At 72.2% G+C, this 19,299-nt stretch carries 17 protein-coding genes; 9 read left to right on the forward strand and 8 right to left on the reverse strand.

Annotation, left to right across the window (positions count from 1 at the left end; all coding sequences use genetic code 11):
* Nucleotide 1: 1 nt before the first annotated feature.
* Complete coding sequence (locus FHX45_RS04055) at nt 2–1,495, reverse strand: MFS transporter (protein WP_167096760.1); 1,494 nt, start codon at nt 1,493–1,495, stop codon at nt 2–4.
* Nucleotides 1,496–1,851: 356 nt separating this feature from the next.
* Between FHX45_RS04055 and FHX45_RS04060 the strand changes: the two genes are divergently transcribed.
* From FHX45_RS04060 to FHX45_RS04075, 4 genes are all read left to right on the forward strand, one after another.
* A complete protein-coding gene (locus tag FHX45_RS04060; RefSeq protein ID WP_341771345.1) occupies nt 1,852–2,325 on the forward strand; it encodes a winged helix-turn-helix transcriptional regulator in 474 nt (157 codons plus the stop codon).
* Between the two features lie 130 nt (nt 2,326–2,455).
* Nucleotides 2,456–2,911 carry a transcriptional repressor gene (locus FHX45_RS04065; protein ID WP_167096764.1) on the forward strand — a complete coding sequence of 152 codons (456 nt, stop codon included), beginning with the start codon at nt 2,456–2,458 and terminating at the stop codon, nt 2,909–2,911.
* Nucleotides 2,908–5,184 carry a catalase/peroxidase HPI gene (gene katG / locus FHX45_RS04070; protein WP_167096766.1) on the forward strand — a complete coding sequence of 759 codons (2,277 nt, stop codon included), beginning with the start codon at nt 2,908–2,910 and terminating at the stop codon, nt 5,182–5,184. Before FHX45_RS04065 ends, katG begins: the two co-directional genes overlap by 4 nt.
* 156 nt (nt 5,185–5,340) lie before the next feature.
* Entirely contained in the window at nt 5,341–6,552 is a 1,212-nt protein-coding gene (locus FHX45_RS04075; RefSeq protein ID WP_167096768.1) for a hypothetical protein, read from the forward strand.
* Here the strand turns inward: FHX45_RS04075 and FHX45_RS04080 are convergent.
* The 3 genes from FHX45_RS04080 to FHX45_RS04090 are packed head-to-tail and all read right to left on the reverse strand — an operon-like array spanning nt 6,509 to nt 8,821.
* Nucleotides 6,509–7,642, reverse strand: a complete 1,134-nt coding sequence (locus FHX45_RS04080; protein WP_167096770.1) for an LLM class flavin-dependent oxidoreductase — start codon at nt 7,640–7,642, stop codon at nt 6,509–6,511. The genes FHX45_RS04075 and FHX45_RS04080 overlap by 44 nt on opposite strands.
* A gap of 58 nt (nt 7,643–7,700) precedes the next feature.
* Entirely contained in the window at nt 7,701–8,141 is a 441-nt protein-coding gene (locus FHX45_RS04085; protein ID WP_167096772.1) for an iron chaperone, read from the reverse strand.
* Between the two features lie 56 nt (nt 8,142–8,197).
* Entirely contained in the window at nt 8,198–8,821 is a 624-nt protein-coding gene (locus FHX45_RS04090; protein WP_167096774.1) for a VOC family protein, read from the reverse strand.
* 80 nt (nt 8,822–8,901) lie between these two features.
* On the opposite strand from FHX45_RS04090, the gene FHX45_RS04095 reads away from it, so the two are divergent.
* From FHX45_RS04095 to FHX45_RS28545, 3 genes are all read left to right on the forward strand, one after another.
* Nucleotides 8,902–9,345, forward strand: a complete 444-nt coding sequence (locus FHX45_RS04095; protein WP_167096776.1) for an MmcQ/YjbR family DNA-binding protein — start codon at nt 8,902–8,904, stop codon at nt 9,343–9,345.
* 224 nt (nt 9,346–9,569) lie between these two features.
* Nucleotides 9,570–9,917 carry a hypothetical protein gene (locus FHX45_RS04100; RefSeq protein WP_167096779.1) on the forward strand — a complete coding sequence of 116 codons (348 nt, stop codon included), beginning with the start codon at nt 9,570–9,572 and terminating at the stop codon, nt 9,915–9,917.
* 20 nt (nt 9,918–9,937) lie between these two features.
* Nucleotides 9,938–11,089 carry a zinc-dependent alcohol dehydrogenase gene (locus tag FHX45_RS28545; protein WP_341771346.1) on the forward strand — a complete coding sequence of 384 codons (1,152 nt, stop codon included), beginning with the start codon at nt 9,938–9,940 and terminating at the stop codon, nt 11,087–11,089.
* 72 nt (nt 11,090–11,161) lie between these two features.
* On the opposite strand, the gene FHX45_RS04110 is transcribed toward FHX45_RS28545, so the two are convergent.
* From FHX45_RS04110 to FHX45_RS04125, 4 genes are all read right to left on the reverse strand, one after another.
* Nucleotides 11,162–12,280 (reverse strand): hypothetical protein, encoded by a 1,119-nt coding sequence (locus tag FHX45_RS04110; protein WP_167096783.1) that lies wholly within the window; start codon nt 12,278–12,280, stop codon nt 11,162–11,164.
* An 82-nt stretch (nt 12,281–12,362) separates the two neighbouring features.
* Nucleotides 12,363–13,823 (reverse strand): Re/Si-specific NAD(P)(+) transhydrogenase subunit beta, encoded by a 1,461-nt coding sequence (pntB, locus tag FHX45_RS04115; protein ID WP_167096785.1) that lies wholly within the window; start codon nt 13,821–13,823, stop codon nt 12,363–12,365.
* Between the two features lie 25 nt (nt 13,824–13,848).
* Nucleotides 13,849–15,375: a Re/Si-specific NAD(P)(+) transhydrogenase subunit alpha gene (locus tag FHX45_RS04120; protein ID WP_167096787.1), complete on the reverse strand. Its 1,527-nt coding sequence runs from the start codon at nt 15,373–15,375 to the stop codon at nt 13,849–13,851.
* Nucleotides 15,376–15,782: 407 nt separating this feature from the next.
* Complete coding sequence (locus FHX45_RS04125; RefSeq protein WP_167096789.1) at nt 15,783–17,126, reverse strand: NlpC/P60 family protein; 1,344 nt, start codon at nt 17,124–17,126, stop codon at nt 15,783–15,785.
* A 145-nt stretch (nt 17,127–17,271) separates the two neighbouring features.
* Here FHX45_RS04125 and FHX45_RS04130 point away from each other — a divergent pair, with 145 nt between their 5' ends.
* A complete protein-coding gene (locus FHX45_RS04130) occupies nt 17,272–17,712 on the forward strand; it encodes a hypothetical protein (protein WP_167096791.1) in 441 nt (146 codons plus the stop codon).
* Nucleotides 17,709–19,109 carry a flagellar basal body protein FliL gene (locus tag FHX45_RS04135; RefSeq protein WP_167096793.1) on the forward strand — a complete coding sequence of 467 codons (1,401 nt, stop codon included), beginning with the start codon at nt 17,709–17,711 and terminating at the stop codon, nt 19,107–19,109. The genes FHX45_RS04130 and FHX45_RS04135 overlap by 4 nt, the downstream gene beginning before the upstream one ends.
* The last annotated feature ends 190 nt before the right edge of the window (nt 19,110–19,299 follow it).

Raw genomic sequence — 19,299 nt, forward strand, 5'->3', positions numbered from 1 at the left:
GTCACGCCCCAGCGCCCCGCTCCCCCGGCGTCACCGCCTGCGGGGCAGCGGGCGCCGGTGCGGCCGTGCTGCGCGAGCGGCGGCCGGCCAGGACGAACACCGCCGTGGTGAGCACGCACACGGCGAGCAGGACCAGCACGGCGGCGCGCGTCGCCGTGCCGACGGCGTCGGTGAACACGGGTGCCGTCGCGGCCGGGCGCTGCGCCGGGGGCAGGCCCGCCAGCGTGCTCTCCAGTGTGGCCGTCATGAGCGTGCCGAGGACGCTGGTACCGAGCACACTGCCGAGCTGGCGGGCCGCGTTGACCGTGCCCGCCGCGGCACCTTCGTTGCCCCGCGGCACGTGTTCGACGGCGAGCACGGTCGACGGCCCGTTGGCCAGGCCGCAGCCGAGTCCGAAGAGGACGAAGGAGGCGAGGTAGTCGGGAAAGGTGTCGTCGGGGCCGATCGCGGTGAACAGCGCGGCGCCGGCCGCCGCGGCGAGGAGTCCGGCGACGACCAGCCAGCGCGCCGGCACCCGGCGCACGAGGAGCCCGGCCAGCGCCGAGACCACGATGAACGCGCCGAACTCGGCGAGCATCTGGACCCCGACCGCCAGGGCGCTCAGCCCGGCCACCCGCTGCAGCCACAGCACCTGCAGGACGGACACGCCCACGAAGCCGAACAGCACCGCGGCCGCGAGCACCAGCGCGGCGCTGTACTGGGCGTTGCGCATCAGGCGCAGGTCGAGCATCGGCGCCCGGTGCCGCAGCTCGACGACCACGAACAGGCCGAGGGCGGCCACGGCGATCGCGGCGGCGGTGATCACCCGGCCGCTGCCCGGCCCGGTGTGACCGCCTTCGATCAGGGTGTAGATCAGTGCGCCGACGCCGGCCGCCCCCAGCAGCAGACCGCGGAGGTCGAGACCGCTGCCCGCGGTGCGCGATTCGGGGACGAACGCGAGGGCGGTCACCGCCGCGATCACCGCGAGGAGCGGGTTCACCCAGAACGCCGCGTGCCACGTCGTGTACTTCAGGGCCAGGCCCGCGGCGATCGGCCCGACCGCGAGGCCGAGGCCCGAGACGGCGGCCCAGGCCGAGATCGCCGCCGCGCGACGGGCGGGTTCGGGGAACTGGTGCGCGAGCAGGGCCAGCGAGCTCGGGGCGATCAGCGCCCCACCGAGGCCGGCGATCGCCTGCCCGGCCAGCACGACGGGAAAGCTCCCGGCGAACACCAGGAGGACACCGCCGGCCGCCATGGCGGCGACCCCGGCGAGGAACACGCGCCGCCGCCCGTTCCGGTCCGCGAGCGCTCCGGCGGCCAGCACGAACGTCGCCACGATGAGGGTGTAGACGCTGGGGATCCACACCACCTGGGCGGGCCCGAGGTGCAGCTCGTCCTGCACGGCGCTGAGCGTGCCGATCGTCTGCGTGGTCTGCATGAGGACGGTGAACAGGCCCAGGCAGGCCGCGGTCAGGACCGCGGCGCCGTGGGCGCGGGTGGGGCTTTCAGCGTGCATCGAAGGTTCCTTCCGCCGTCTCCGGCGCTGGGTCGGGTGTGGTGAGTGCGTGGCCGTGTTTGCCGCTCCCAGCGGCGTGTTTGCCACTGGTAGGTCGCGTTCGGCGGTCAGCGGCCGGAGTGCACGGTCTGGGCTGCTTCCCGCGCCCGCGCACCGGCTCGGTGGTGGCCGGCCTCCGGGCAGGAGGTTCCACGCCGGCGTCAGCCGTCGGAGTCACCGCCGCGATGACACCTTCGTCCACTGCGGAACGTGGCGGGAGCTGGTGCCGGACCATGACGGGTCCCCCAGTTAGTCAGTTGGAATGTCAAACCGAGTGGAGACTAGCGGTGGTGAGTTTGATATGGCAACCTACTGGGGTGACGAACCCAGCCGGCGCTTCGCACGATGCGCCCGCCCTGCCGGGACGGCCGTGCTCCATCGCGGCGGCCCTGCACCTCGTGGGGGACAAGTGGGCGCTGCTCGCCATCCGCGAGCTCACCCTCGGCAACCACCGGTTCATCGAGATCGCACGGGACACCGGTGCGCCGCGCGACCGGCTGGCGGCACGGCTACGCGGCCTGGAAGCGGCCGGTGTCGTCGAGCGACAGCAGTACAGCGAGCACCCGCCGCGCTTCGAGTACCACCTCACCGAGGCCGGGCGCGATCTCGGCATGGTGCTGCAGGCCCTGCGCAGCTGGGGTGACCGCTGGGCCGTGGACGAGCCACCGGTCGTGTTCGAGCACACGTGCGGGCACCCGCTCGACGCGGCCCTCATGTGCCGGCACTGCGGTGCCGAAGTGGTCCCGGGCGACGTCCACGCGCACAGCGGCGCCGGCACGGACGAGCACTGAGACGGCCGCTCCCCGTCCTCCGCGCAGCCGAGCGCCGCGGCGGGATCGGCGACGGCGACCGGGGAACCATCGGGTGAACATGCGGTGCCTGAATTTGATTTATTCAAGACAACTGCTCTAAGGTCGTGGCGTGAGGTCGGACATCGAGGCGCAGCTGCGGTCCGTCTCGTTGCGCGTGACCCGGCCCCGGGTGGCCGTGCTCGCCGCGCTGCGCGACCATCCGCACGTCGACACCGAAACGGTGATCGAGCTGGTGCGGGCCGACCACCCGGCGGTCTCCCACCAGGCGGTCTACGACGTGCTGCGGGCGCTCACGGACGCGGGACTGGTGCGCCGCATCCAGCCCGCCGGCGCGAACGCCCGCTACGAGACCCGCGTGGGGGACAACCACCACCACGTCGTGTGCCGCTCGTGCGGCGCGATCGCCGATGTCGACTGCACCGTCGGCCACGCCCCGTGTCTCACCGCCTCCGACGACCACGGTTACGTGATCGACGAGGCGGAGGTCGTCTTTTGGGGCACCTGCCCCAACTGCTCGGCCGAACCCCACCCCGATGAACCGCCAGCTCGGAAGGCAGGTAAATGAGCGACACCCAGGACAACGTCCCCTCCAGCGCCCAGGGGGTGGACCAGAAGGCGGCGGCCGGCTGCCCGGTCGCGCACGACTCGGTGACCTCGCACGGCAGCGAGAGCGAGAACCCGGCGATCGACTCCCCGACGCCGAAGACGGGCGGCCGTCCGCGCACCAACCGCGACTGGTGGCCCAACCAGCTCAACCTGTCGGTGTTGCACGCGCACTCGTCCAAGAGCAACCCGCTCGGCGAGAAGTTCAGCTACGCCAAGGAGTTCGCCAAGCTCGACGTCGAGGCGCTCAAGCGGGACGTCGTCGAGGTGCTCACCACCTCGCAGGACTGGTGGCCGGCCGACTTCGGCCACTACGGCGGCCTGATGATCCGGATGAGCTGGCACTCCGCCGGTACCTACCGCATCTCCGACGGCCGCGGCGGCGCCGGTGACGGTGCCCAGCGGTTCGCGCCGCTGAACAGCTGGCCGGACAACGCCAACCTGGACAAGGCGCGCCGGCTGCTGTGGCCGGTCAAGCAGAAGTACGGCCAGCAGATCTCCTGGGCCGACCTGCTGGTGTTCGCCGGCAACGTGGCACTGGAGTCGATGGGCTTCAAGACCTTCGGCTTCGGCTTCGGCCGGGAGGACGTCTGGGAGCCGGAGGAGGTCTTCTGGGGTCCCGAGGACGACTGGCTGGGCGACGAGCGCTACGTCAGCGACGCGGAGATGGTGCCCGAGCTCGGCGCGACCGAGATGGGCCTGATCTACGTCAACCCGGAGGGTCCCCGCGGCAGCGCGGACTTCCTCGCCGCGGCGCACTTCATCCGCGAGACGTTCGGGCGCATGGCCATGAACGACGAGGAGACCGTCGCGCTGATCGCCGGTGGCCACACCTTCGGCAAGACCCACGGCGCCGCCGTCGCCGACGACCACGTCGGGCCGGAGCCGGAGGCCGCGCCGCTGGAGGCCCAGGGCCTGGGCTGGCTGAGCACGCACGGCAGCGGCGCGGGCCCGGACACGATCACCAGCGGCCTCGAGGTGACCTGGACCGACCGGCCCACCGAGTGGAGCAACCGCTTCTTCGAGATCCTCTTCGGCTACGAGTGGGAGCTCACCACCAGCCCGGGTGGCGCCAAGCAGTACGTCGCCAAGGACGCGCCGGAGATCATCCCGGACCCGTTCGACCCGAACAAGAAGCACAAGCCGACCATGCTCACCACCGACCTGGCGCTGCGCTTCGACCCGGTGTACGGGAAGATCTCCCGCCGGTTCCTGGAGAACCCGGACGAGTTCGCGCTGGCGTTCGCCAAGGCGTGGTACAAGCTGCTGCACCGCGACATGGGCCCGGTCAGCCGCTTCCTGGGGCCGTGGGTGCCGGAGCCGCAGCTGTGGCAGGACCCGGTGCCCGCCGTGGACCACGAGCTGGTGGGTGAGGCCGACATCGCCGCGCTCAAGGCGAAGGTGCTCGAGTCCGGCCTGACCACCGCGCAGCTGGTCACCACCGCGTGGGCGTCGGCGGCGAGCTTCCGGTCCACCGACAAGCGCGGTGGCGCCAACGGGGCGCGCATCCGGCTCGAGCCGCAGCGCAACTGGGAGGTCAACCAGCCCGAGCAGCTCGCCGGGGTCCTGGCGACCCTGGAGGGCATTCAGCGGGAGTTCAACGCCGCCGGCGGCGCGAAGATCTCGCTCGCCGACCTGATCGTGCTGGCCGGTTCGGCCGCGGTCGAGAAGGCGGCGGCCGATGCCGGTGTCCAGGTGACCGTGCCGTTCCACCCGGGCCGCACCGACGCCAGCCAGGAGCAGACCGACGTCGAGTCGTTCGAGGTGCTGGAGCCGCGCGCCGACGGGTTCCGCAACTACCTGCGGGCCGGCGAGAAGCTCCAGCCGGAGGTGCTGCTGGTCGACCGCGCCTACATGCTCGACCTGACGGCGCCGGAGATGACCGTCCTGGTCGGCGGTCTGCGCTCGCTCGGGGCCAACCACGGCGGCGCCCGGCACGGGGTGCTCACCGACCGGCCGGGCGTGCTCACCAACGACTTCTTCGCCAACCTGCTCTCGCCGGGCACCCGGTGGAAGGCGTCGGAGTCGGAGGAGAACGTCTACGAGATCCGGGACGCGGCGACCGACGAGCTGAAGTGGACCGCCACCGCGGTGGATCTCATCTTCGGCTCGAACTCGCAGCTGCGGGCCCTGGCCGAGGTCTACGCCAGCGACGACGCGCGCGAGAAGTTCGTGCAGGACTTCGTCGCGGCCTGGACGAAGGTCATGGAGCTCGACCGGTTCGACCTCGCCTGATCGCACCGGCACGACGAGCCCGGCCGGTCCATGTGACCGGCCGGGCTCGTCCCGTTCCTCCCGGGGCCCTGACGTTGTCGCCCAGGAGGTGGAGGCCGCGTCGAGCTGCGCCCGGGTCGTTACACTCCGCCGGGATTCACCGGCGAGGGGGACGGGATGGCGGAGGAGGCGCGGGCGGGCGCGGCCGATCAGGAGGCCTGGCGGCCGCGCTGGTGGTTCCTGGGGATGTTCGCCGTGCTCGCCGGGATCCACCTGGGCCGCGGCTGGGACGCCACGACCGCGGTCGGGCTGCCGGTGGGCTTGGCCGTCACGCTGGTGCTGGTGTTCGTCCGGCGGCTGCCGTCGTGGGTGACCGGCGAGTGGGCGGCGCGGCCGACGTCGCGCCGCTGGGTGCGGGCCCAGCGCAACCGGCTGTCCTGCGTGCTGCCGTTCGTCCTGCTGGGCGTGGCGGCGGTCGTGTCCGGAGTGGACGATCACCGGCCGCAGGGCGACGAGGTGCCCGCCGCCGTCTTCGTACTCGTCTGCGCCCTGGGACTGGCGCTGTTCGTCACGCTCCGCTGGCTGCGCGCCGTCCGCACGCTGCGCCTGCTCGCCGGTTCGCGGACCGCGCTGCGCGCCGAGGTCCACTCGCCGGCACCGATCGATGACCCGGTGGCCGTCACCGGAACCGTCACCTTCCCGGACGGCTCACCGGGTTCGTTCACCGCACGCGAGTGCCCGGCCGGGCTCGCGACGGCGATCGCGGACACGGCAACGCTGCACGTCACGTCCCCGCGCCCGGGCCGGGTGCTGGCGGGCCTGCCGGGCAGCGACGAGTTCGCCCGAGTCAGGCTCACGACCAGGCGCTTCCTCTCGCGGACGGAACTGACCCGGCGGCTGCGCGTGCGCACAGCCACCCTGGTGGTCGTCGCGGCGGCCGCCGCCGCGGTGGAGGTCACGGCGTGGATCACGCTCGGCGGTGCGGTGCCGTGGGTGCTGGCGGTGCCTCTGCTGCTGGCCGTCGCGGGTGTCGCGGGGTGGCGGTCGAACGTCGCCCGCCTGGTGCGGCCGCTCGCGGCCGGTTCCTGGACCGGGGTCGCCGCCGCTACCCTGGACGACCCCGCCGACCGCGGGCCGGTCACCGGGTGGGCGCGGTTCCCGGACGGGGTCCGCGCCCGCTTCCGGATCGCGCAGTGTCCACCCGGGATCGCCACCGAGCTCCGCGAGCGACGGCGGTTGTGGATCGCCGGCGACCCGCACGGGGACGAGGTCGCCGTCGGCACCCCGGACGGTGACGACGTCGCCCTCGTCACCTTCGGGGTGCGGCGCCGGGAGTACCGACGGCTCAGGGCGCGGACGGCTCCCGCAGCAGCGGCAGGAGATCGCTGACGACGCGGTCGGCGTCCTCGGGGATCACGGCGGGCCGCACCCGGACCCCGGCGAGGCCCTGACCGGCCCAGGTCGCGAGCAGGTCCCGCAATTCGGCCGCGGTGCCGGTGAACACGCTCGTGTCGGTGGTCCACGCGGCCCCGGCGAGGCCCTCCAGTTCCGCGCGCCGCTGCCGGGCGTGCGCGGCGGTGTCCCCCAGGACCACCGCCACGTCGGCGTACACCTCGGTCGGTGCGGCACCCGGCGTGAGCCGTTCGATCTCGCGCAGCACCTGGGTGATCTCCGCGGGCGACTCCTCCCCCGGCGTGACGAACACCCGGTCGGCCACGGCCGCGGCCAGCCGGTACGGCTCGAGGGCGTGGTGGGCGAGCACCGCCACCGGTGGTGTCGCGAGCACCGGCACGTTCAGCGGGCCGTCCGCCTGGTAGCGGCCCGCTGCCGCGCGGACGGTCCCCACCCGCTCCGGGTCCAGGAAGGACCGGGGTGTGCCGTCAGCGGAACCGGCCAGGCTGTCGCCGGGAAAGCTCGCCCACAACTGGCGGACCGCCCGCACGAAGTCCTCGGCATCGTCGAACAGGGTGTGCAGCCGGCGGGCGATCTTCGTCGGGACGTAGATGTCCTCGGGTTGCAGGGCGGGGGTGGCGCGGCCGCCGGCGACCGCGGCGTCCGCCGCGTTAGCGGACACCTGCGGCCGCCACACCAGCCGGCCGGGGGCGATCGCGGCCAGCGACGCGAGCTGCGCGGCGACCTGGAACGGCTGGTGGTGCGTCACGTTGCGGGAGACCACCACCTCGATCCGTTCGGTCGCCGACAGCAGCAGCGCGGCGGCCACCACCGGATCGAGCCGGCCGCGCACCTGGTCGCCGCGCCGGTCGGGGGTACCGAACCGTTCGCTCTGCAGGCTGATGCCGTCCTCGACCGTCACGAACGCGGCACCGCCGGCCTCCGCGCGACGCGCCAGGCCGGTCCAGAACGCGGCGCCGAACAGGTCGGCGGGGCGGTCGACGGAGGTCACCTGCCAGGCACACGGGTGCCAGCCGGCCCCGTCGAGCGCGAGACCCACGCGGAGCCGGCCGGATCGTGTGTTCATCCCGGCATCCTCGAACCCTCACACTGGTGTGAGGGTCAAGACCGGCGTGACGCGCGGCTCAGCTGACCGCCTGCTTCACCAGCTGGGCGATGCGGTTCTCCACCTCGGGGGTGATCTCGATCAGGGCGAACGAGGTCGCCCACATCCCGCCGTCGTCCAGGTTCGCGCGGTCCTCGAAGCCGAGGGTCGCGTAGCGGGACTTGAACTTCTCCGCGGGCCGGAAGTAGAGGACGTTCTTCCCGCCGAGCGCGTAGCAGGGCATCCCGTACCACAGCTTCGGCTCCAGTTCCGGAGCGGTCGTCGTGACGATCGCGTGCACGCGCTCGGCCAGGACCCGGTCGGCGTCACGCATTCCGGCGATCTTGGCGAGCACGTCCCGCACGGCTTCCGCCGCCTTCTCCGCGCGCGACCCGGCGCGGGCGGCCTTGCGCTGCTCCGTGGCGTGCTCCTTCATCGCGGCGCGCTCTTCGGCGGTGAATCCCTCGTAGCTACGGCTCATGGTTCGGTCCTTCCGGTTGTGGTGGTGTGCGGCGGCGGGTGGGCTGTGCAGGCACATCAGGGCCGCGCGGCGATCGGGCTGGTCTCCCAGACGAACCCGTCCGGGTCGGTGAACGCGCCGGCGCCGCCGATCGCGATCCGGTGCGATCCGGTGCCCTCCGGGGACACGCGCGAGGTCTTGGCCAGGGCCCGGCGGCGGTAGAGGGCGAGCTTGACCCGGCCCTCCCCCGGCTCGAACTCCGCGTACACGCGGCCGAAGCTCTTCGCCACGCGGAACCCGCGGCCGGCGTAGAACCGCTTGCTCGCGGCCACGTCGGCCACGCCGAGCAGGAGGACGACGGCGTCGATCCGGCCGGTGGCCGGGCCGGTGTCCTTCTTCGCCGATGTCGCGATCTTCCAGATCGTCCCGTCGGGGGCCTGCACCACGCCGCCGTAGCCCCACAGCGACTTCGTGGCGGGCTCGAGCACGGTGGCACCGGCTTCCCGGGCGGCACCGGTCAGGGCGTGGACGTCGGCCGGCTGGGACACCAGCAGCGACAGGGTGAACCCGCGGAAGCCGGTGCTCGGCTCCCGGGCGGCCCGCAGCCGCAGCTCGTCGCCCAGGCCGAAGGCGGTGGCGTAGAAGCGTTCGGCAGCCGGGAGGTCGGCCACCTCGAGGGTGATGGCGTCGATGGAAGTCATGCCGGTAACGCTATGTGCGCCGCGGTGACCAGCGCTTCTCGATTCCTGACCGGTCGTGCCGTAGGGCCTAAGCTCGCCGCATGGCGGCAGGCAGGAAGGCGCGGGTGCGCGACGTGCACGATCTGGCGATGGCGATGCCGCACGTGACGCGGCTGCCGGGCAGCCGGGGCAGGCCGGTGTACCAGGTCGGCGGCCGGTCGTTCGTGATCTTCCGCAATCCCCGCCCCGACGCGGCGGACCCGGTGACCGGCGAACGCTACCCCGACGTGATCGTGTTCTGGGTGGGGTCGCAGGCCGACAAGGAGGCGCTGGTGGGCGACGAGAACTCGCCGTGGTTCACCACGCCGCACTTCGACGGGCACCCGTCGGTGCTGCTGCGGGAGGCCGACGTCGAACGGCTCGACCACGACGAACTGGCCGAGATCGTGCAGGACGCGTGGCTGGCCCGCGCCTCGGCCAGCCGGGCGAGGGCCTGGCTGGCGGCACACGGACTGCCGTCCACAGAGGACCGCGGCCGCGCGTGAGCGCACCTACCCGGTTCCCGTCCTCGTCACACCGCGGCATCAGCAGGGTTCCGCCGGGCCGTTCGGGGTACTGCCCCTGCTCGGGCACGCGAGCGGACCACGGAGGGGTGGATGAACAGGACCTGGCTGGGGCTCGGCGGGGTGGCGGCAGCGGCGACGGCGGCCACCGCGGTGCTCCGGAGAGACATCGGCACCGCGGCCAGGCGGAGCCCGGGCGGTGGCTCGTGGTCACCGTCGACGCCTCGCCGCTGACCGTGGGCAACAGCAGCGAGCTGCGGCAGATGCTCGCCGGGTTCGGGGACGACGTGGAGTTCCAGCTCTCCCCTGCACCGGGCGACCGGGGCACCGAGGTGGCCCTGCGGCCGTCGGGCACCCGGGAGAGCACGGTGTTCGCGCGGCTGCGCGGCGACGATCCGCGGCAGGAGGTCCGCCGCGCGCTGCGGGACCTCAAGTCGCGCCTGGAGACCGGCGACGTGATCCGCCCGGACCTGCCGACCACCGGAAAACCGACCCCGGGCGGCGCGATCATGCGCTTCGTGACGCGACGCGCGGGCGGGGAGGGACGATTGTGAAGGCACTGTGCTGGCAAGGCGTGAACAAGCTTTCGGTCGAGGACGTGCGGGATCCGGAGATCCGCAACGGGGAGGACGTGATCGTCCGGGTCACCGCGAGCACCACGTGCGGTTCCGACCTGCACCTGATCGGCGGTTACGTCCCAGCGATGGAGGCCGGGGACGTGCTGGGCCACGAGTTCCTCGGCGAGGTGGTCGAGGTCGGCCCGGGCGTGCGGCGGCACCGGGTGGGCGACCGGGTGGTGGTGGCGTCGTTCATCGGCTGCGGCCGCTGCTGGTACTGCCGCAACGACCTGTGGTCGCTGTGCGACAACAGCAACACCAACCCCGGGATCGCCGCGATGATCTACGGCTACGAGCCGGGCGGGATCTTCGGCTACTCGCACGCGATGGGTGGTTTCCAGGGCAGCCACGCCGAGTACATCCGGGTCCCCTTCGCCGACTACGGAGCCTTCACGGTGCCCGAGGGGCTGGACGACGACGCGGCGCTGTTCGCCTCCGACTCGGTCCCCACCGGCTGGATGGGAGCGGACCTGGGCGGGGTCAAGGCGGGCGACGTCGTGGCCGTGTGGGGTTGCGGCGCGGTCGGGCAGATGGCGGCCAGGGCGGCGATCCTGCTCGGCGCGGAACGCGTGATCTCCATCGACCGCTACCCGGAACGGCTCGCCATGACCGAGCGGCACATCGGGTCCGAGACCATCGACTACACCAGCACCGACGTCGGCGCCGAGCTGCGCGAGCGCACCGGCGGCCGCGGCCCGGACGTGTGCATCGAGGCGGTCGGCATGGAGGCGCACACCACCGGGCCGGAGCAGCGCTACGACCAGGTGAAGCAGCAGCTGCGGCTGCAGACCGAGCGGCCGGCGGCGGTGCGGGAGGCGATCCACGCCTGCCGCAAGGGCGGCACCGTGTTCGTGCTCGGCGTGTTCGGCGGCGTGGTGGACAAGTTCCCGCTCGGTGCCGTCATCAACAACGGGCTGACCATCCGGGGCGCCCAGCAGCACGGGCAGCGCTACATCCCGATGCTGCTGGAACGCATGGCCGCCGGGCAGATCCCCACCCGGCACCTGGTCACGCACGCGTTGCCGCTGACCGACGGCCCGAAGGGATACGACCTGTTCAAACACAAGAAGGACGGCTGCGTCCGGGCGGTCTTCCACCCCGGCGGGTGACCGTCGGCGCCGGTACGAGAACGGCCGCGTACCGCCCCTGTGCGGGGTGGTACGCGGCCGTCCGGACAGCCGTCAGCGCTTGAGGAACTTCAGGCTGGTGCTCAGCGAGTCCGACCACGGCGAGGCCAGGTCGAGACGCCGCAGTTCGTCGGCGTGCTGGACCGCCGCCAGCTCCGCCATCAGGCGGGCCCGCATCCGGTCGTCGTGCGCGGCGTTCGCCGCCCGCAGGGCGCGGTCCAGCCGGGTCTTGCGGAACGGGGTCATCCACGACGCCCGGGCCAGGTGCGCGGCCCGGCGGGCGGCCCGGTCGCGGGTGCGCGCCAGGGCGTCCCGCTCGTCGTCACCCAGCCCCAGCCGGGACAGGAACCGCTCCTTGAGCTCGCGGGTGACCCGCGACCACGTGGTGATCCGGGCGCGGGCGTGCCGCAGCTCGATCCCGAGCGCCAGGTGCAGCATGACCACGCCGAGCACCGGTCCCAGCGTGACCCGCGCCAGGCCGGACACCGGTCCGGCCAGGTCGAAGGCCATGTAGCCGGACGCCGCGCACAGCGCCCACAGGATCAGCCGTGCCGGGCCGGGCTTGCCGCTCGGGCTGCGGATCTCGGCGCGCATGGCGAACCCGCACGCGATCAGGGCCACCTCGACCACGGCGAACATCGCGGCCCGCTCGTAGACGTTGGTGATCCCGAGCTTGTCCCCGAAGAACCGCCACGAGGTGTCCACCGAGACCAGCAGCGACATGAACGCCACCAGGTAGAAGCCCCGCGAGCCCTCCGGCGATTTCCGGGCGGCGGGTGCCGTGGCCTCGGCGGTGTCCGTGCCCTGGCCGGTGGGGGTGTCGGCGTCCTCGCCGGACGGCTCCGCGGCGGCCTCCTCGGCGTCGCGCCGGTCGTCCAGTTCGGCCAGCATCTTCACCGACAGCCGCGGCAGGTCGCCGGTGTCACCCAGCCCGCGCTCCTTCCGCCACCGGGTGACCTGCTCCCCCACAGCGGCACGTTCCCGCTTGGGGTTGGTGACCACGCCGTAGGTCACCAGGAAGGCCAGCACGTCCGACGTGGACGGCTCGCCCAGGGTTTCGCACGCGTACCGGACCTTCTCGTCCATGGTGTCCAGCATGACCAGGCGGGCGGCGTGCGCCGCGCTGCTGATCACGTCAGTCGAAGCAGCGTGCTGGTCGCTCTCGGTTTCCATGTTCGTCCTTGTGAAGCTCTCGTCGGTGGGGTCGCGAGCATAGCGGGTATGTCGATCAACCGGGTGATCGCCCTTGATCTTGCTACCCGCGGCTCCCGGCCGCCGCGTGCGCCGTGCTCGCCGTGGGCAGGGCACGCAGCAGGTCCTCGACCCGCTCCTTGGCGTCACCGAAGAGCATCGCCGAGTTCTCCCGGAAGAACAGCGGGTTCTGCACGCCCGCGTACCCCGACGACATGGAGCGCTTGAACACGACGACGTTCTTGGCCTCCCACACCCGCAGCACCGGCATACCGGCGATGGGTGAGCCGGGGTCCTCGGCCGCGGCCGGGTTGACGGTGTCGTTGGCCCCGATGACGAGGACGACGTCGGTGTCGGCGAAGTCGTCGTTGATCTCGTCCATCTCCAGCACGATGTCGTAGGGCACCTTCGCCTCGGCGAGCAGCACGTTCATGTGCCCGGGCAGCCGTCCAGCGACGGGGTGGATGCCGAAGCGGACCTCGACGCCGCGGTCCCGCAGCCGGCGGGTCAGTTCGGCCACCCCGTGCTGGGCCTGCGCGACGGCCATGCCGTAGCCGGGGGTGATGATCACACTGCTCGCGTCGGCGAGCAGTTCCGCGGCGCCGTCGACGCCGATCTCCCGGTGCTCGCCGTAGTCGGTGTCGGCCGCCGGTCCCGCCTCGATGCCGAACCCGCCGGCGATGACGGAGAGGAACGACCGGTTCATCGCCTTGCACATGATGTAGGACAGGTAGGCACCCGAGGAGCCGACGAGCGCGCCGGTGACGATGAGCAGGTTGTTCTCCAGCAGGAAGCCGCTCGCCGCGGCCGCCCAGCCGGAGTAGCTGTTGAGCATCGACACGACCACCGGCATGTCGCCGCCGCCGATCGACGCGACGAGGTGCCAGCCCAGCGCCAGCGCGACCACGGTGACGGCGATGAGCAGCCACAGCTGCGGCCGGGCGATGAACCACACCGTCAGCGCCACGAACACGACCAGCGCGCCGAGGTTGAGGAAGTTCTTGCCGGGCAGCATCAGCGGTGCGGACTTCATCCGCGCGGACAGCTTCAGGAACGCGACGATCGAGCCGGTGAAGGTGACGGCACCGATGAACACCCCGATGAACACCTCACCGGAGTGGATGCCGCCCAGGCCGAGCGCGTCCAGCGCGTGCGCCTCGGTGCCGCCGGGTTCGGCTTCGACCTGCAGGTAGCCGTTCCAGCCGACCAGCACCGCGGCCAGACCGACGAACGAGTGCAGCAGGGCGATCAGCTCGGGCATGCCGGTCATCTGCACGACGCGGGCCCGCTGCAGGCCGACGGCCGCGCCGGCCACCATGGCGACGACCAGCAGGATGACGCCAAGGGTGGAGATGTGGCGGTTCACCGCGAGCGCGATGGTCGCGGCCAGCGCCACGACCATGCCACCGATGCCGAACCCGTTGCCGGTCTTCGCGGTCTCGTGCTTGGACAGGCCCGCCAGCGCCAGGATGAACAGCAGCGCGGCGACGAGGTAGGCCGCCTGCGCGATGGTGTCGAGTGTCATGAGTACAGGTCTCCTGGGTCCGGCTTCAGCTGCGGGAGAACATGGCGAGCATGCGCCGGGTGACGGCGAACCCACCGAAGATGTTGATCGAGGCCAGCAGGATCGCCGCGAACGACAACCAGGTCACCACGGCGTTGCTGTGCCCGACCTGCAGGAGCGCGCCGACCACGATGATCCCGGAGATCGCGTTGGTCACCGACATCAGCGGCGTGTGCAGCGCGTGGTGCACGTGCCCGATCACGTAGTAGCCGATCACCACGGCCAGCGCGAACACCGTCAGGTGCCCCTGCAACGCCGGCGGGGACGCCGCGACCAGCAGGAACAGCAGCGCACCCGCCACCGCGACCAGCCCGATCCGGGCCGCGGGCGACAGCTTCTTCGCCGGCTCCGGCTCCGCCTTGGCCGCGGCCGGGGCGGCCTTCGCGGGCGCCGCGGACACTTGCGCCGGGGGCGGCGGCCACAACACCTCGCCCTCCCGCACCACCGTCATCGACCGGATCACGATGTCGTCCAGGTCGAACACCGGTGTGCCGTCCTTGCCCGGTGTCACCAGCTTCATCAGGTTGACCAGGTTCGTGCCGTAAAGCTGCGAGGACTGCGCCGGCAGCCGTCCGGGCAGGTCGGTGTAGCCGAGGATGGTCACCCCGTTGTCCGTGGTGACCGCCTTGCCGGGCACGGTGCCTTCGACGTTGCCGCCGTTGGCCGCGGCCATGTCCACGATGACGCTGCCGGGACGCATGGAGGCGACCATCTCCGCGGTGATGATCCGCGGCGCCGGTTTCCCCGGGATCAGCGCGGTGGTGATGATGATGTCGACGTCACGGGACTGCTCCTCGTAGAGCCGCCGCTCGCGCGCCTTGTAGTCGTCGCTCATCTCCTTGGCGTAGCCGGTGGTGGAGACCTCGACGTCCGGCGCCTCGATGGACAGGTACTCACCGCCGAGCGATGCCACCTGGTCGGCCACCTCCGGGCGCGGGTCGGTGGCGCGCACCACCGCACCCAGGCTCCCGGCCGCCCCGATCGCCGCCAGCCCGGCCACCCCGGCGCCGACGACGAGGACCTTCGCCGGTGGCACCTTGCCGGCCGCGGTCACCTGGCCGGTGAAGAACCGGCCGAAGGTGTGCGCCGCCTCCACCACGGCCCGGTACCCGGCGATGTTCGCCATCGACGACAGCACGTCCAGCGACTGCGCCCGGGAGATGCGCGGCACCGCGTCCATCGCCAGCGCGGTGATCGGCCGCTTCCCGAGATCGGCCACGAGGTCCGGCTTGAGCGCCGGGCTCAGCAGGCTGATCAACGTCGCACCGGGCTTCAACGCGTCCAGCTGCTCCACGGCCGGCGCGTTCACCCCCAGCACGATGTCGGCTCGCACCGCGTCCCCGATGGACGCGCCGGCCTCGGCATACGCCTCGTCGGTGAAACTCGCCGCCGCACCGGCACCGGGTTCCACCACCACCTCGTACCCCAGCTTCACCAGCTGGGCCACCGTGGTGGGGGTCGCGGCCACCCGGGTCTCGCCCGGAGCGGCCTCCTTCAGCACTCCGACCAGCATCGGTCACCTCGTCCACGCTCGAACGACGAACGCCGGGTGTCGTACGTCGACGTACTCCGCGGCGCTTTCCCGTGGCCGATCCCCGGTCGGAAAGCGCGGCGATCACATTGGCAGCTTTCTAGCACGATGACCCGATTCTGCCGATGACACCAGCCACATGACGACCCGGACCGCAGCAGCTCACGGACCACTACCGGCGGGTAAAGGGACGCCCGGTACCGGCACTGGCCCCCGTCGGAAACCATTCTTCAGTCCCTGATGCTCCCGATCATTACCTATCCGACCGCATCAGCATCTTTGTCAGGTGCTTATCCCGACCTGAGGAGGCAACGAGGATGATCTACGACACCATGTCGTGCGACCGGGCCGTCCATCCCGGTGCGTGGAACGGAAACGGACGGCGCCGGCTACCCGACCAGACGCGTCGCGAACGGCAGGATGTCGCCGTAGCGCACCGGGGCGACCCGGACGGTGAGGCCGGACTGCGGGGCCTCGATCATCATGCCGTTGCCGAGGTACAGCGCGACGTGATGGATGCCGCTGCGGCCCCAGAACAGCATGTCCCCGCGCCGCATCTGGGCCAGCGGCACCCGCTTGCCGGCGGTGTACTGGTAGCCGCTGTAGTGCGGCAGCGAGGCGACCCCGGCGAAGGCGTAGATCATCAGGCCGGAGCAGTCGAACCCGATCTTGCGGTAGTCGCCGTAGGCGTCGGCGACACCGCCGTCCCGGATGCCGCGCGTGGGGCCGGCGGTGGTGCCACCGCCCCACGCGTACGGCAGCCCGAGCTGGGACATCGCCCGCGCGATCACCCGCTCGACGGTCTGGGAGGCCGAACCGGAGCTCACCGGCGGCGGGGCGGGCCGGCTGCCGCCGCCCGCCGGCGGAGCCGATGCGGAGGCCGCGGCCAGCGCCGCCTGCCGCGCCTGCTCCTCGTCCTCGCGCTGCTTCTGCGCGAGCCAGTCCTCGTAGCGCTGGCGCTGCCCCTGCAGCCCGTTGACCCGCTGCTGCGCCTGGAACAGCTGTTGCTCGACGGTGGTCTTCTGCGACTCCAGCTGCGTGGTCTGCACGGCCTGGGCCTGCTGGGCCTGGATCGCCGCGGTCTGGGCGCCGTCCGCGGTCTGCTTCGCCCGCGCCGCCTGCTCCTGCGCCTGCTGGGCGAGCTGCAGCGCCTGGCGGGCCGCGGCGTCCTTGTTGGACTTGTCGGTCTGGGCCTGCTGCATCATCTCCAGCGCGTTGAGCTGGCTGCCGCTCACCGACTCCAGCAGCTGGGCGCGGGCCAGCAGGTCCTTCGGGCTGCTGGCACCCAGGTAGGCCGAGATGGAGCCCATGGTGCTGCCCTGCTGGTAGCTGCTGGAGATGAACGCGTCGAGGTTGGCGCGGGCGGTGTCGATCTGCGCCTGGGCCGCGTCGGCCTCGCGCTTGGCCGCGTCCGCGTCGCGCTGGGCGGCGTCGGCCGCGTCCTGCGCGGTCTGCAGGTCGACCAGCGCCTTGTTGGCCTCTTCCATGCGCAGCTCGACCGTGCTCTGCAACTGATCCAGCCGCGACTCCGCCTCGGCGAGCTGGTTGGTCAGCTGGCCGACCTCACCGGCCTTGGCGTTCGCATCGCGCTGGCTCGCGCTGATCTCGGAATCGCTCGGATTGGGCGGGGGTGGCGGCACGGCGGCGGCCGGGGCGGTCGCCACCGACACGACCACGAGCGCCAGTGCGCCGATCCCCAGCCAACGGCGCACTCCCCGGCCCCGGTCACTCACGCCTCGACTCCCTCCAGGCACAGATCCCCACTGCACCGCAGACTGTGCCACCCGAGTCACTGCCGGGCCAGGTGTCACACGCTGCACAGCTGCAACATTCACCCCAACCGGGGATCCTTCGGCCGTTTCCGCGCGTCAGAGGGCCATGCACGGATCCCGGATCGGCCCCGCGGCCGCCTCGCTGGGGCTCGCCCTCGTGGTGGCGGGCACCTTCCTGCCCTGGTTCCGCTCCGGGTCGGTGGGGCGGAGCAGCTACGCGGCGGCCGGCCTGGCCGACCGGCTGGCGCTGCTCGACCACCCGCTCGCCGGTCCCGCGCTGCGCGCGTGGGTGGCGGTTCCGGCGGTGGCGGCGGTGTGCCTGGTGCTGTTCGTGTGTGGCGTGGCACGCACCGCCGCAACGGTGACGGCACTTCTGGCGATCACCGGGGGAACCATTGCGCTGCTCGCCACCGTCCAATCGGGCGGATCCGCGGGCGTGGTCTCGGTGTCCCTGAGCGGCCCGCTGACCACGCTGGGCGGATCCGCCCTGGCACTGGCCGGCGCGCTCGGCACCTTCATCACGGCGAGAGCAGGTAGGACACGGTGAGCATGCCTCCCCACGACGGCCGGTGGCCGTCCCCGCAGAACAACCAGTACCCCCAGCAGCCCGCGTACCCGCAGCAGTACCCCCAGCAGCAGTACCCGCAGCAGCAGTACCCCCAGGGTGGTCACGGGCAGCCGTGGGGGCCGTCGCCGGTGCAGCCGTTCCAGCAGCTGCCGCCCCAGCAGCCGCCGACGCGGAGCCGCCGGGGCCTGATCATCGGCCTGGTGGTCGCGCTGGTCGTGCTGCTGGGCGGTGGCGGGACCTGGTTCGCGCTGTCACAGCGGGACTCGATCGCCTCCGGCGCGGCCACGCCGACCGAGGCGGCGCGGAACCTGGCGACCGCGCTGAGCGGCAGCGACGTGGTCGGCATGATCGGCGCGCTCGCGCCGGCCGAGGCGAAGCTGCTGACCGAGCCGGTCGGCCAGACCACCGGCGAGCTGAAGCGGCTCGGCATCCTCAAGCCCGACGCCGATCCGAGGGCGCTGACGGGCCTGCAGGTCAAGGCCGAGAACCTGACCTTCGACGAGACGGGCGCCGAGCAGGTCAACGACCACCTGACGATCACCAAGCTCACCGGCGGCACCCTCACCGTCACCGCGGACCCGGCCCGGCTGCCGCTGTCGGACCAGCTGATGGACCAGATGCCCGCCGGGCAGGGCCCGCAGACCGAAACGATCGACATCGCCCGCCAGGTCCGCCGGTCGGGTGAACCGGTGCGGATCGCGACGGTGAAGGTCGACGGCGAGTGGTACCCGAGCCTGCTCTACACGGTGGCCGACTACGCGCTGCGCGACGAGCACGAGCCGTGGCCGTCCACCTCGATCCCGGCGCGGGGCGCGTCCAGCGCGAACGAAGCCGTCGAGCAGCTGCTCCAGGCCGCACTGGACGCCGACGTCACGCGCGTCATCGAGCTGCTGCCGCCGGACGAGATGGCCGTGCTGCACGACGCCGGCCCCGCGATCGTCGCCGCCGCGCGCGACGCCGAGCCCAGCGGGGCGAAGGTGCTCGATCTGACCACCGAGACCTCGCCGGTGCCGGGCGGTACCCGCGCCACCGTGACCCGCGTGCGGCTGCAAGGCCCGGACGGCGAGACCTACACCCTGACGAAGAAGGGCGACTGCTACGAGGCCACCGGCGAGGGCCGCACCGAGGAGCTGTGCGCCGACTACCTCGCGGACAACATCGAGCACGAGATCGGCTCCTCGCTGCCCGCCGAGGTCACCGCGGTGCTGCGCCACCTGTCCAGCGGTGTTCTCGCCCAGGGCCTGGGCGTCGTCACCACCGAGATCGCCGGCAAGCACTACGTCAGCCCGCTGCGCACGTACACGGAGCTGGGCCTGACCGTGCTGCGCAGCCTGCAGCCGGAGGACATCACCGCGCTGCTGCACCTGGCCGGGTAGCGCGAACCACGTCACACCGTCACAGCACTGCCTTGGGCGGGTCGCGTTGAACTCAAAAAAGGACAAGCGTACTGTTTGCCGTGTGGGAGCCTGCGCTCATCCCCGCGTCTGCGGACGCGACCCGCGTGCGCCAGACTCGCAATGGTCGACAGAAAGACCCGAACCGAACTGACGGCGACGACCCTGCCCA

It is taken from the genome of Amycolatopsis granulosa, from assembly GCF_011758745.1.
Classification (GTDB): domain Bacteria; phylum Actinomycetota; class Actinomycetes; order Mycobacteriales; family Pseudonocardiaceae; genus Amycolatopsis_E; species Amycolatopsis_E granulosa.

Excerpts from the sequence above, each read along its gene's own strand:
- FHX45_RS04055 (WP_167096760.1), bottom strand. The coding sequence starts at position 1,495 with ATGCACGCTGAAAGCCCCACCCGCGCCCACGGCGCCGCGGTCCTGACC.
- katG (WP_167096766.1), top strand. The coding sequence starts at position 2,908 with ATGAGCGACACCCAGGACAACGTCCCCTCCAGCGCCCAGGGGGTGGAC.
- FHX45_RS04075 (WP_167096768.1), top strand. The coding sequence starts at position 5,341 with ATGGCGGAGGAGGCGCGGGCGGGCGCGGCCGATCAGGAGGCCTGGCGG.
- FHX45_RS04080 (WP_167096770.1), bottom strand. The coding sequence starts at position 7,642 with ATGAACACACGATCCGGCCGGCTCCGCGTGGGTCTCGCGCTCGACGGG.
- FHX45_RS04085 (WP_167096772.1), bottom strand. The coding sequence starts at position 8,141 with ATGAGCCGTAGCTACGAGGGATTCACCGCCGAAGAGCGCGCCGCGATG.
- FHX45_RS04090 (WP_167096774.1), bottom strand. The coding sequence starts at position 8,821 with ATGACTTCCATCGACGCCATCACCCTCGAGGTGGCCGACCTCCCGGCT.
- FHX45_RS04095 (WP_167096776.1), top strand. The coding sequence starts at position 8,902 with ATGGCGGCAGGCAGGAAGGCGCGGGTGCGCGACGTGCACGATCTGGCG.
- FHX45_RS04110 (WP_167096783.1), bottom strand. The coding sequence starts at position 12,280 with ATGGAAACCGAGAGCGACCAGCACGCTGCTTCGACTGACGTGATCAGC.
- pntB (WP_167096785.1), bottom strand. The coding sequence starts at position 13,823 with ATGACACTCGACACCATCGCGCAGGCGGCCTACCTCGTCGCCGCGCTG.
- FHX45_RS04120 (WP_167096787.1), bottom strand. The coding sequence starts at position 15,375 with ATGCTGGTCGGAGTGCTGAAGGAGGCCGCTCCGGGCGAGACCCGGGTG.
- FHX45_RS04130 (WP_167096791.1), top strand. The coding sequence starts at position 17,272 with ATGCACGGATCCCGGATCGGCCCCGCGGCCGCCTCGCTGGGGCTCGCC.